The 11,749-nt window shown below is 72.5% G+C and carries 11 protein-coding genes; 5 read left to right on the plus strand and 6 right to left on the minus strand.

Translation table 11 applies throughout. The features are described from left to right. The first annotated feature begins 45 nt into the window (after nt 1–45). From DCI01S_RS11115 to DCI01S_RS18255, 3 genes are all read left to right on the plus strand, one after another. Nucleotides 46–360, plus strand: coding sequence for a hypothetical protein (locus tag DCI01S_RS11115; protein ID WP_061229287.1), 315 nt, complete (start codon nt 46–48; stop codon nt 358–360). A 2-nt stretch (nt 361–362) separates the two neighbouring features. After that, nucleotides 363–677 (plus strand): head-tail adaptor protein, encoded by a 315-nt coding sequence (locus tag DCI01S_RS11120; protein ID WP_156482581.1) that lies wholly within the window; start codon nt 363–365, stop codon nt 675–677. A gap of 860 nt (nt 678–1,537) precedes the next feature. Then, the gene (locus tag DCI01S_RS18255) at nt 1,538–2,368 is read left to right on the plus strand and encodes a DUF1206 domain-containing protein (RefSeq protein WP_061229309.1); all 831 of its coding nucleotides are present in this window, start codon (nt 1,538–1,540) and stop codon (nt 2,366–2,368) included. A 10-nt stretch (nt 2,369–2,378) separates the two neighbouring features. Here DCI01S_RS18255 and DCI01S_RS11130 read toward each other — a convergent pair whose 3' ends face one another. The 5 genes from DCI01S_RS11130 to glnA all read right to left on the minus strand — a co-directional run bounded on the left by DCI01S_RS11130 (nt 2,379) and on the right by glnA (nt 8,788). Beyond that, nucleotides 2,379–2,927 (minus strand): DUF732 domain-containing protein, encoded by a 549-nt coding sequence (locus tag DCI01S_RS11130; protein WP_232302958.1) that lies wholly within the window; start codon nt 2,925–2,927, stop codon nt 2,379–2,381. Nucleotides 2,928–2,942: 15 nt separating this feature from the next. Continuing rightward, a complete protein-coding gene (locus tag DCI01S_RS11135; RefSeq protein ID WP_063935650.1) occupies nt 2,943–3,908 on the minus strand; it encodes an endonuclease/exonuclease/phosphatase family protein in 966 nt (321 codons plus the stop codon). Continuing rightward, nucleotides 3,905–4,264, minus strand: coding sequence for a hypothetical protein (locus DCI01S_RS11140; protein ID WP_223210192.1), 360 nt, complete (start codon nt 4,262–4,264; stop codon nt 3,905–3,907). The genes DCI01S_RS11135 and DCI01S_RS11140 overlap by 4 nt, the downstream gene beginning before the upstream one ends. A gap of 97 nt (nt 4,265–4,361) precedes the next feature. Further along, complete coding sequence (locus DCI01S_RS11145; RefSeq protein ID WP_061229311.1) at nt 4,362–7,436, minus strand: bifunctional [glutamine synthetase] adenylyltransferase/[glutamine synthetase]-adenylyl-L-tyrosine phosphorylase; 3,075 nt, start codon at nt 7,434–7,436, stop codon at nt 4,362–4,364. 11 nt (nt 7,437–7,447) lie between these two features. Beyond that, nucleotides 7,448–8,788 (minus strand): type I glutamate--ammonia ligase, encoded by a 1,341-nt coding sequence (gene glnA, locus DCI01S_RS11150; protein WP_061229290.1) that lies wholly within the window; start codon nt 8,786–8,788, stop codon nt 7,448–7,450. 200 nt (nt 8,789–8,988) lie between these two features. On the opposite strand from glnA, the gene panB reads away from it, so the two are divergent. Beyond that, the gene (gene panB / locus DCI01S_RS11155; protein WP_061229291.1) at nt 8,989–9,870 is read left to right on the plus strand and encodes a 3-methyl-2-oxobutanoate hydroxymethyltransferase; all 882 of its coding nucleotides are present in this window, start codon (nt 8,989–8,991) and stop codon (nt 9,868–9,870) included. 83 nt (nt 9,871–9,953) lie between these two features. Continuing rightward, a complete protein-coding gene (pip, locus tag DCI01S_RS11160; protein WP_061229312.1) occupies nt 9,954–10,886 on the plus strand; it encodes a prolyl aminopeptidase in 933 nt (310 codons plus the stop codon). 24 nt (nt 10,887–10,910) lie between these two features. Here the strand turns inward: pip and DCI01S_RS11165 are convergent, their stop codons facing one another. Beyond that, complete coding sequence (locus DCI01S_RS11165) at nt 10,911–11,729, minus strand: SDR family NAD(P)-dependent oxidoreductase (protein ID WP_061229313.1); 819 nt, start codon at nt 11,727–11,729, stop codon at nt 10,911–10,913. Between the last annotated feature and the right edge of the window lie 20 nt (nt 11,730–11,749).

Below are 11,749 nucleotides of genomic sequence, written 5' to 3' on the forward strand. Positions count from 1 at the left end.
TCTCATCCACCCCGAGGGAGTCGTAGTCCTGACCGACGAGACGCCGTGACCAGCGGCACCGCGGTCCTAGCGTTTCTGGGGCTCGACGACTCGGACCCGGTCCTGTTCACGCAGGCCACCGCCGCCGTCGCCACCGTGGAGGCTATGGTCGCCGCGTACTGCCGGGGCCGGCACAAGCTCGCATCCGGGCAGACGCGGGACGGGATCGACGAGGTGATCCTCACGGCCGCGGCGCGACTGGTCACGAACCCGTCGGGCATCCCCTACGACACCGGCGGGGTGTCCATCCGTGGCGGGTTCACCGGGTTCACCCTCGTGGAGTTGGCCGTGTTGAACCGCTACCGGGTGCGTGCCCTGTGATCGTGTTCCAGGACCGGGCAGCCCTGAAGCGTCGGGAGATCGTCAAATACGACCGGTACGGGTCGCCGATCTACGCCGACGTGGAGGTTCCGGTCCGTTGCTCCATGTCGCCTCTCGGCTCCTCGGAGACCGTGGCGCACCGTGACGTGGTGTCGACCCGGTACCGGATGCTGACCGGTCCGCGCACCGAGATCCGGCCCGCTGACCGGGTGGTGTGGCGCGGTGTGGACTACGACGTCGACGGTGACGTGGAGCGGCACACCGTGGCCGGCCGTGACCACCACTTCGAGGTGATCCTGAAACGCACCTCCGGGTAGCGCCATTAGACCGCCGTCGCCTCCTTCGTGGGGTTGGACAGCGACGGCAGAGCCCCGCCGGGTTCCTCCTTCCGCCCGGCGGGGCTCACCCCTCGGTCCGCAGTGGGTCCGCAGGAGAATCGAAACGACCCAACGCTAACCAGCGTCGTTAGCATCAAAACCGCAGGTCAACAGGCTCCATCAAGCGCGACCGATTCCAGCAAACATGCAGGACGTGATCCGAGCTCTACTACGACTGCTGAGCGCACGGCGATCTGATCGCCGGCCCTGCATGATCCGGAGCCCATAGCCCCGGAAACCCGAAACGCCCCGGCCCCACGGCCGGGGCGTTTACGGTTGTGCCAGGTAGCACTGGTCGCCCGGATCGCCACCGGGCGGTGGGCCGGGAAGGAGCCGGGATCACCATGGACACGGACGCTTTCGACTTCCGCAGCGCCTCCCCGCGGGCCAGGCCGCTCAAGGTGGTCGCCGCCGCCCTGGACCCCGAACACGACCCCGAGGCCGACCGCGAGGGACAGGGTTACCCGGTCCTGCTCAAGCTCTCGCGGGTGCTGGACCGCGAGGAGGCCCGCCTCATCCTCGAACGCAACCCCTTCCTCCACGCCACGGCCGGCTCCCGCAAACTCATCGCCATGGAGACGTCCGTGGAGACCCTGCGGGAACAGAAGGACCGCCTCCAGTTGCTGCTCGCCGAGGTCGAGGCGGACGCCCTGGCCGAGCAGGCGCGGCAGCGCATGGAGGAACACCGCGCCGCCGAGCTGCGTCTGGCCGAACTGCGGCGCCGCAACGAGGTCCTCGGCGAGATCGAGGGTGACCCGGGACCGGATGGGAAACGCCCGCAGGCGTGGGAGAATCCGGCCATGAACTCGCCCCTGCGTTCCCGTTCCGCCACCGGCACCGCACGGTCCGCGTCCGGCGCCGCCCGGTCCGCCGTCGACCACCCGGCGCTCGAGTGGCTGGCCCGCGCGGGCTTCGTGATGAACGGCGTGGTGCACCTCCTCATCGGCTGGATCGCCGTGCGGATCGCCCTGGGCTCCGGCGGCGGCGAGGCCTCCAACTCCGGCGCGCTCGCCCAGATCGCCTCAGCGCCGGGCGGCACGATGATGCTCTGGGCGGGCGCGGCGGCGTTCATCGCCCTGGGCCTGTGGCAGGTCGTCGAGATGCTGCTGGGGTCCGAGGAGGCCTCCGACCGGCTCAAGGCCGGCGCGAAGGCCGCCGTCTACGTGGCCCTGGGGCTGACCACCGCACGGTTCGCGTCCGGCGGTGGCGGGTCCGATTCGGAGACGGCGTCCGACGCCACGGCCGGCCTGCTGGGCTCGGGCGCCGGGAAGGTGGTGCTGGTGGTCGTGGGTCTGGTCCTGCTCGGCGTGGGCGGCTACCACGTGTACAAGGGCGCGACCGCGAAGTTCGTCGAGGACCTCGAACGCACCGGCCGCGGTGAGATCGGCCGCGCGATGGTCATCGCGGGGCGCGTCGGATACGTCGCCAAGGGGGTGGCGCTGGCGATCCTCGGTGGGCTGGTGATCGCGGCCGTCGTCACCGCGGACCCCGAGAAGGCCGGCGGGCTGGACGCCGCGCTGCGCACGGTCGGCGAGCAGCCCTTCGGCCAGGTGCTGCTCGTCCTCACCGGCGCGGGCATCGCCCTGTTCGGCGTGTACTCGATCGCGCGGGCCCGGTTCGCCCGCATGTGAGCGACGGGCCTCAGCCCAGCTTGGGAAAGTTCTCCGGGCAGTAGGTCCCCACCGCGGCGCCGAGGAAGAACCCCTGCCCGTCCGGGTCGAGCCCGGCGCGGTCGCCGAGCCAGCCGGACACCTCGTCCATCTGCTGACCGCCGTCGAAGCGACCGCACGCCTCGGTGGCCGTGGCGACCGGGTCCACGCCCGCGGGCAGTGTCACCCCGCGACGCTGTAGCAGCACCGCGAAGTCGCCGGCGCCCGGAGCGGGCGGAGCCGGCGCGGCGGACGGGTCCGCACCCGGTGCGGGCGCGACCTCCGCGGGCGGCGGTAGCGGCTCCGGCTCGCCGGGCATCGGCCCGGGCTCCGGCGACTGCGGCGGGGGCGGCGGTACCGGCCCGGTCGGCTTCTCCGGCAGCTCCTCGGCGAACGGGGTCGCAGGCGCCGATGTGGTGGGCTCCGCCGACACCTCCGGCGCCTCCCCCTCCACGGTCGCCCCGCCGCACCCCGCGAGGACGGCCGCCAGCACCGCGCCGGTGGCGACGACGACTCCGGCCGCGCGCGAACGTGTACTCATGGTGCGCATGGTAGGTCACTCTCCGCGGGGAGCGGGCAGACGCACCGTGGCGAGCACGCCCAGATGGTCGGTCCTGTCCACCTCGACGGTCTCCGTCTCCCCCACCGCGACCGCGCCCCGCGCCAGCACGTGGTCGATCCCGATGAGCGGCGGGAACCGCCGGCCAGCCGGCCAGGTGGGCACCCAGCCGTCACGGCCCCCGGAGACCGAGTCGGTGTACCCGAGGTCGCGCAGGTCTCGGAACCGCACGTGGTCCCAGGTGGCGTTGAAGTCCCCGCCCACGATCACCGGGGCCGGCCCCGGCAGGCTGCCCAGGTACGACCGCAGGCGGTCGGCCTCCTCGACCGCCAGCGCGGCGTCGAAGACGGGGGCCACCGGGTGCGCGGCCACCACCGTGACCGGCCCGCCGGGCCCGGCCATCTCCGTGCGCACCAGCCCCAGGCTGAAGCCGGGCACCCGCTCCGGCGCCGAGAGCGGGAACCGCGACCACACGGCGACCCCTTGCGTGGTGGGCGCGGTGGAGGCGGCCTCGTGCGGGAGCAGGCCGGTGAGACCGGCGGTGCGCAGCGCGTCCGCCGACTCCGGGGTCGTCTCGACCGTCAGGAGCAGGTCCACCCCTCCGGTGCGTACCGCCCGCACCACGTCGTGCGGGGCGGCCCGGCCGTACTCGAGGTTCTGCACCATCACCCGCACCCCGACGCCCTCGTCGTCGTCGACCTCAGGTGCCGGTCCCACCATCGGCGCGTACTGCACCGCGCCCACGCCGACCAGCGCGGCGGCCACGATCCCGAGCAACACCGACCGGGCCCGCACCGCGGCGATGAGCGCGACCAGCGAGAACGCCCAGAACACCACGGCGAAGGACGCCAGGACCGGAACCACCGCGATCTCCGCGCGGGAGTGGTGCAACGCGACCCCCGCCGCGGCGACGAGCGCCGTGAGCACCGCGACGGCCCGGGCGACCGGGCGCCGACCGCTCAACGCAGGAACTTGCGCAGGTCTCCCAGCGCGGCGATGACCCGGTCCAGGTCGTCACCGTTGCGCACCATCGAGCGCACCGTCTCGGCCACCGACGCGACGGTCGGCGAGGACGGCGACGCGGAGGGCGGGTCCACCGGCTGCCCCACCAGGGCGCCTGAGGCCGCGCGAGCCGCGCCGGGGCGACGACGATCCGGGCCGAGCTCCACCTCGAAGCGGTCGCCCTTGTCGTCGGAGCCGATGCAGCGGACCCGCTCGTCGGCCGGGACGCCGGCCGCGCGCACGGCGTCGACGAACTCGTACAGCTCCCCGTACGTCACGCCGTCGAGGGTGAGGGTGAGGTTCATGGTCACAGGCATGCGCCCAGGTTATCGGCGCGCGAGCCCCGCGCACATCGGGGACGACCCCCATCCGCACCCCGACCCCCGCCCGGACCCGCGCCCGGACGACGGGGCGTCAGTCCTCGCCCCAGAACACCCGGTCGACCGCGCGGCGGCCGTGCCGGGTCACGCGCAGGTACTCGTTGAGGAACTCCGCGCCGTCGGCCCGACCCGTGCAGATCATCGCCACCGCCGCGAGGATCTTGCCCTGGCCCGGCAGCTGGTCGACCGCCTTGCCGCGCGCGAGGACCAGCGCGTTGCGGGCGTGTCCGGCCATGAGCCACGACTGCACCAGCGCGTCGCGTTCGCCTTCGGACAGCAGCTCCGCGGACGCGGCGGCCTGCAGCGCCTCGAGTGTGGAGGTGGTGTGCAGTCCGGGAACGCGGGCGGCGTGCTGCATGGTGAGCAGCTGCGCGCACCACTCGACATCCGCCAGGCCTCCGCGTCCGAGCTTGGTGTGCGTGGCGGGGTCCGCGCCCCGCGGCAGGCGCTCGGAGTCTATCCGTGCCTTCATCCGGCGGATCTCCTGGACGACCTTGGGCGGCACGCCGTCCTCCGGGTACCGGAACACGTCGATCATGTGGAGGAAGTCCAGGCCGAGGTCGCGGTCACCCGCGGCGAACGAGGCACGCAGCAGCGCCTGCAGCTCCCAGGTGTCGGCCCAGGTGGAGTAGTAGGCGCGGTAGGAGGCCAGGGTCCGCACGAGGGGACCGTTGCGCCCCTCGGGGCGCAGGTCGGCGTCCAGGTCGAGCGGAGGGTCCGACGACGGCGTGGACAGCAGCCTGCCCACCCGCTCGGCCACCTGCGTGGCCCATCGGACCGCCTCGTCCTCACCCGTGCCGTCGGTGGGCTCGCACACGATCATCACGTCCGCGTCCGAGCCGTAGGACAACTCGTTCCCGCCGAGTCGGCCCATGCCGATGTAGGCGATCCGGGCCGGTACGCGGCCGTCGGCGGGCATCATGTCGCGCACGACGGCGGCGAGTGACGCCTCGAGCACCGCACGCCACACGGCAGTCAGCCGCCTGCCCACCTCCGGCACGGAGATCATGCCCAGCACGTCGGCGGCGCCGATCCGCGCCAGTTCCGCTCGCCGCAGAGACCGGGCGGCGGCGATGACCCGCTCCGGCGTGGGGTGCCGGGCCGCGGACGCCGTGAGCGCCGAGGCGATGTCCGAGACCTTGGCCGCGACCAGCAGCGGCCCCTCCGCGCCGTCGGTGAGGTCGGGGATCACCTCCGGGTTCCGCATGAGCAACTCCGCGACGAACGCCGACGTACCCAGCACCCGGACGAGGCGGCGGGCCACGATGCTGTCGTCACGAAGCGTGCGCAGGAACCAGGTGACCTCCTCGTTCTCCTCACACAGTCGGCGGTAGGCCAGCAGGCCCGCGTCCGGGTCAGGAGTGTCGGCCAGCCACTCCATGAACGTCGGCAGCAGCAACGCCTGGATCCGGCCCCGGCGGCTGCTCTGTCCCGCCAAAGCCCGCAGGTGCCCGAGCGCGTTGCGCGGCGCCGCGAACCCGAGCGCGGCCAGCTGTCGCTCCATCGCCTCCGGGCTCAGGGACAACGCCTCGGCGTCGTAGGACGCGATCGAGTCGAGCAGCGGACGGTAGAACAGCTTCGAGTGCAGGCGGCGCACCCGGCGGCGCAGCTGACGCAGGCTCTGCCGCAGCACCTGGGAGGCGTCGTTCGGCCCGTTCGGCCGGATGTGCGCCGCGCGGGCCAGCCAGCGGTACGCCTCCTCGTCGTCGTCCTCCGGGAGCAGGTGGGTGCGCTTGTACCGCTGGAGTTGCAGGCGGTGCTCGAGCAGGCGCAGGAACTCGTACGCCGCGACCAGCTCGGCACCGTCCTCGCGCGCGATGTAGCCGCCGTCCCGCAGCGCGGCCAGCGCGTCGACGGTGCTTGTCACGCGCAGGTCCTCGTCCGTGCGGCCGTGGACCATCTGCAGCAACTGGACCGCGAACTCCACATCGCGCAGTCCCCCGCGGCCGAGCTTGAGCTCGCGATCCCGCAACGCCTCGGGCACGTTCTCCTCGACCCTTCGGCGCATCGCCTGGACGTCGTGGACGAAGTCGTCGCGCTCGGCGGCGGTCCACACCATCGGATGGACGACGTCGTGGTAAGCGACGGCCAGCGCCATGTCACCGGTCATGGGGCGGGCCTTGAGAAGCGCCTGGAACTCCCATGTCTTGGCCCAACGCCTGTAGTAGGCCGCGTGAGAGTCGACCGTGCGCACCAGTTCGCCGGACTTGCCCTCGGGACGCAGGGCGGCGTCGACCTCGAAGAAGGCCATCGACCCGATGCGCATCATCTCCCCCGCCACGCGGCCGGTCTTGGCGTCGGCAGGCTCCGCCACGAAGATCACGTCGACATCGGAGATGTAGTTGAGCTCGCGCGCGCCGCCCTTGCCCATCGCGACCACGCCCAGCCGCGACGGCATCGGCCCGTCCGGGTAGACGGTGGCCACGGCCACGGCGAGCGCCGCGGTCAGGGCCGCGTCGGCGAGGTCGGACAGGCGCCGCCCCACCTCGGCGAACGGCAGTCGCGGCTCTTCGTCCTCCACGGCCGCCGCCACGTCGTGGGCGGCCAGCAGCGCCACCTGGTCGCGGTAGGTCGTGCGCAGCACCTTCACGGCCGCGCCACCGGTGATCCCGGCGCGGTACGTACCCACCGCACACAGGTCGTCGCGTTGGGTCGGCTCGGGCGCGCCCTCCACGGGTTCCTCGGGCACGGCCTCGACCGCACCGAGCATGGCGGACGCGACCTCCTGCGGCGACGGCAGTTCGGCGCGCAGGAGGGTCCAGCGGGTCGGCTCGGCGACGAGGTGATCCCCCAGCGCGCTCGACGAACCCAGCAGGCCGAACAACCGTGCGCGCAGGCGGGTATCCGACAGCAGGGCGGAGTCCAAGGCGCCCGCGCCCGACCCGTCGGCGGCGGCCCCGTCGCCCGCCGCGACGAGCGACTCGCGCAACCGCACGAGAGCACCCAGCGCCAGGTCCGGGTCCGGTGCCCGGGACAGCGCCCACAGCACCGGCACCGCGTCGTCGTCGTTCCACCCCAGATAGTCGAGCCAGTCGGCGGCACGGTCGTCGAGCAGGCCGAGCCGCCCGGGGCTCGGCAGTCTCGGGCGGGACGAGTCCCTGCTCACGATGCCGCCGCCGGTCACAGGTTGAGGTAGTTGCGCAGTTCGTACGGGGTCACGTCGGTCCGGTACTCGCGCCACTCACGCCGCTTGTTCCGCAGGAAGAACTCGAAGACGTGCTCGCCGAGCGCCTCGGCGACCAACTCCGACTCCTCCATCGCGTCCAGCGCCTGCTCAAGGCTTCCCGGCAGGTCGGTGTAGCCCATCGCGCGGCGCTCGCGGCGGCTCATGGTCCACACGTCATCCTCGGACTCCGGCGGCAACTCGTAGCCCTCCTGGACGCCCTTGATGCCGGCGGCGAACATCACCGCGAACGCCAGGTACGGGTTGCACGCAGAGTCGGGGCTGCGGACCTCGATGCGGCGGGAGGACGCCTTGTTGGGCGTGTACATGGGCACCCGCACCAGCGCCGAGCGGTTGGCCCGGCCCCACGTGGCTGCCGTGGGAGCCTCGCCGCCACCGATGAGCCGCTTGTAGGAGTTGACCCACTGGTTGGTCACGGCCGAGAACTCGGGGGCGTGAGTGAGGAGGCCCGCGACGAACGACTTCGCGGTACCCGACAGCTGGTACTCGTCGTCCGGGTCGTGGAACGCGTTGGAGTCGCCCTCGAACAGGCTCATGTGGGTGTGCATGGCCGAACCGGGGTGATCGCGCAGGGGCTTGGGCATGAACGACGCCCACACCCCGTTGTTCATGGCCACCTCCTTGACGATGTAGCGGAACGTCATGATGTTGTCCGCCATGCTCAGGGCGTCCGCGTAGCGCAGGTCGATCTCTTGCTGACCCGGCGCGCCCTCGTGATGGGAGAACTCCACCGAGATGCCCATGGCCTCGAGCGCCTCGATCGCGTGCCGCCGGAAATGCGGGGCGGTGTCGTGCACGGCCTGGTCGAAGTAGCCGCCGTTGTCCGTGGGCACCGGCTCGGCACCGTTGGTGTCGAGGTCCTTGAACAGGAAGAACTCGATCTCCGGGTGCACGTAGCAGGAGAACCCGAGGTCGGCGGCCTTGTTGAGCTGGCGCCGCAGCACGTAGCGCGGGTCGGCCCAGCTCGGGGTGCCGTCCGGGTTGTAGATGTCGCAGAAGATGCGCGCCGAGTGCTGGCCGCCGTCCGCGTGCGCCCACGGCAGGACCTGGAAGGTCGACGGGTCGGGCTTGGCGACCGTGTCCGCCTCGGACACGCGGGAGAACCCCTCGATCGCGGAGCCGTCGAAGCCGATGCCCTCGCCGAAGGCCCCCTCGAGCTCGGCCGGCGCCACGGCCACGGATTTCAAGGTGCCGAGCACGTCCGTGAACCAGAGCCGGACGAACCGGATGTCGCGTTCCTCGAGGGTCCTGAGAACGTACTCCTGCTGGCGGTTCATGCCTCCAACCTAGTGCCTGCCGTGGGGCGGGCGTGAGTCATCCCCTCGGTCCGACGCGGGCCGACCCCCGGCGACGGGTCGTGGCAGACTCGACCGCGACACCGCGCGGCGGCCGCCGCCCGAGATGTCACCGCCCCCTGTCCCACCCGGGGACCGGCCCCCGGCCGGCCTCGAGGCATCGAAGGAAGGCCACACACCTCATGAGCGACACCCCCGACACCCCGGTCTACGGCTCCGGCGACGCCCCGCGGCGGACGTCGCCCGGCTCCGGCGGGCAGGAGGGCCTGACGCGGGTCACGCGCCTGCACCACCTCGCGGAGCTCAAGGCCGCCGGCGAGCCGTGGCCGATGCTCACCGCCTACGACTTCGTCTCCGCACGTCTGTTCCAGGAGGCGGGGATCCCCGTCCTGCTGGTGGGCGACTCCGCGGCCAACGTGGTCTACGGCTACGACACGACCGTTCCGGTGACAGAGGACGAGCTGATCCCGCTCGTCCGTGCCGTCACCCGGGGCGCGCCCAAGGCGCTGGTCGTGGCGGACCTGGTGTTCGGCAGCTACGAGGCCTCGCCCACCCAGGCCGTGGCCGCGGCGACCCGCATGCTCAAGGAAGGCGGTGCGCAGGCGGTCAAGCTCGAGGGCGGCGTGCGGATGGCCCCGCAGATCCGCGCGATCGTCGACGCCGGCATCCCCGTGATGGCCCACATCGGCTTCACCCCGCAGTCCGTCAACGGGCTCGGCGGGTTCCGCGTCCAGGGCCGAGGGGACGCCGCCGAGCAGCTGCGCGCCGACGCCCGCGCCGTCCAGGAGGCCGGCGCGTTCTCCGTGGTCATGGAGATGGTGCCCGCCGACCTGGCCCGCGAGGTCACCGCGGAGCTGGAGATCCCGACCGTGGGGATCGGCGCCGGTAACGGCTGCGACGCCCAGGTCCTCGTCTGGCAGGACATGGCCGGCCACAGCACCGGTCGGACCGCCAAGTTCGTCAAGCGGTACACCGAACTGGCCGACACGCTGCGCGAGGCCGCCCGCGAGTACGGCACGGAGGTCCGTTCGCGGGCCTTCCCCGGCGCCGAGCACTCCTTCTGATCGTGGGAGCCCCCGCGATCGGCACCGCCCGGAGTGGTGCCCGCCGCGCCCCGTACCCGGAGATCGAACCGTACGAGACCGGCATGCTCGACGTGGGCGACGGGCAGCGTCTGTACTGGGAATGCTCCGGCAACCCGGACGGCGCTCCCGTGCTCTTCGTCCACGGCGGGCCGGGCGGGGGCACCGACCCCGCGCACCGCCGCATGTTCGACCCGGCCGTCTACCGGATCATCCTGGTGGACCAGCGCGGGTGCGGGCGCAGCACACCGCACGTGGCCGACGGCGCGGACCTGTCCATCAACACGACGTGGCACCTGGTGGCCGACCTCGAGCGGCTGCGTGAGGCGCTGGGCGTCGACCGCTGGCTGGTGTTCGGCGGTTCGTGGGGCTCGACGCTCGCACTGGCGTACGCCCAGGAGCACCCCGACCGGGTCCGCGGCCTGGTGCTGCGCGGGATCTTCCTGTGCCGCCCCGGCGAGATCGACTGGTTCTACCGGGGCGGTGCCGCGCACCTGTTCCCCGACGTGTGGGAGGGCTACCTCGCGCCGCTCGTCGCCGCCGACGGCGCCGAGGCCGTCCACGGGCCCGGTTATGACCACGTCGCGGCCTATCACCGCCTCCTGCACTGCGGCGATACGCGGCTCGAGCTGGAGGCCGCCCGGGCGTGGACGATGTGGGAGACCTCCACGTCGACCCTGCTGCCCCGCACGGTCGGCAAGGCCGGGGATCCGGACCGGTTCGCGCTGGCCTTCGCCCGGATCGAGAACCATTACTTCGTCAACGACGCGTTCCTGCGGGGTCGGGCGATCCTCGACCGGATCGGCCGCATCGCCCACCTCCCCGGCGTGATCGTCCACGGGCGCTACGACGTCGTGTGCCCGGTGGCCAACGCGTGGGAGCTGCACGCGGCGTGGCCGGGTTCCGAGCTGCACATCGTGCCGGATGCGGGGCACGCGATGGCCGAACCGGGCACGACGCACCACCTGCTCGAGGCCACGGACGCGTTCCGCCCCTGACCCGCCGGCGCGCCGACCGCCGGCTCAGACCACCCCGAACCGCCGCGAGGCCGCGACCGTCGCCTTCTGGTAGCCGGCCGGGAACAGTCTCACCAACGCGTCGAGAACGTGCGCGTCCACCCCGACCAGTACGCGCGGTCGTCGCCGCTCGACGCCGTCGAGGATGACGCGCGCGGCGGTCGAGGCCTCCGTGCGGGCGAACTTCGTGTCGAAGATGGTCGCGAAGTCGGCACTGTCGAGCCCCTCGGCCGCGCCGGCGCTACGGGCGACGGCGGTCTTGATGCCACCGGGGTGGACGCAGGTGACATCGACCGGGTGACCGGCGGCGAGCATCTCCATCCGCAGCGACTCGGTGAACTGCTGGACCGCCGCCTTGGCCGCGTTGTAGGCGTTCTGCGTGGGCACGGACAGGAACGCGAAGATGCTGGAGATGTTGACGAGGTGGCCGTCGCCGGAGGCGATGAGGTGCGGGAGGAACTCCTTCGTGCCGTGTACGACGCCCCAGTAGTCGACGTCCATCACGCGCGCGATGTCCTTGTACGCGGACTGCTCGACCGCCCCGGTGAACGCGATCCCGGCATTGTTGATCACCAGGTGGACCACGCCGTAGTGCTTGGCGACCAGTCCGGCGTACTCGGAGACCATGGCCTGTTCGGTGACGTCGAGGCGCTGCGCGTGCACGTCGGTGGCGCCGTCGCCGCGCGCCAGCTCGACGGTGCGGGCCAGGCCGTCCGGTTCGATGTCGCTCAGGGCGAGTCGCGCGCCGCGTCGGGCGGCCTCGCGAGCCAGCTCGCGTCCGATGCCGGAACCGGCGCCGGTGACGACGACGACCTTGCCGTCCATCCGCCAGCGGCGCGTGTCGG

Source organism: Dietzia cinnamea NBRC 102147, from assembly GCF_001571065.1.
GTDB lineage: Bacteria > Actinomycetota > Actinomycetes > Mycobacteriales > Mycobacteriaceae > Dietzia > Dietzia cinnamea.

Excerpts from the sequence above, each read along its gene's own strand:
- DCI01S_RS18255 (WP_061229309.1), top strand. The coding sequence starts at position 1,538 with ATGAACTCGCCCCTGCGTTCCCGTTCCGCCACCGGCACCGCACGGTCC.
- DCI01S_RS11130 (WP_232302958.1), bottom strand. The coding sequence starts at position 2,927 with ATGAGTACACGTTCGCGCGCGGCCGGAGTCGTCGTCGCCACCGGCGCG.
- DCI01S_RS11140 (WP_223210192.1), bottom strand. The coding sequence starts at position 4,264 with ATGCCTGTGACCATGAACCTCACCCTCACCCTCGACGGCGTGACGTAC.
- glnA (WP_061229290.1), bottom strand. The coding sequence starts at position 8,788 with ATGAACCGCCAGCAGGAGTACGTTCTCAGGACCCTCGAGGAACGCGAC.
- panB (WP_061229291.1), top strand. The coding sequence starts at position 8,989 with ATGAGCGACACCCCCGACACCCCGGTCTACGGCTCCGGCGACGCCCCG.
- pip (WP_061229312.1), top strand. The coding sequence starts at position 9,954 with ATGCTCGACGTGGGCGACGGGCAGCGTCTGTACTGGGAATGCTCCGGC.
- DCI01S_RS11165 (WP_061229313.1), bottom strand. The coding sequence starts at position 11,729 with ATGGACGGCAAGGTCGTCGTCGTCACCGGCGCCGGTTCCGGCATCGGA.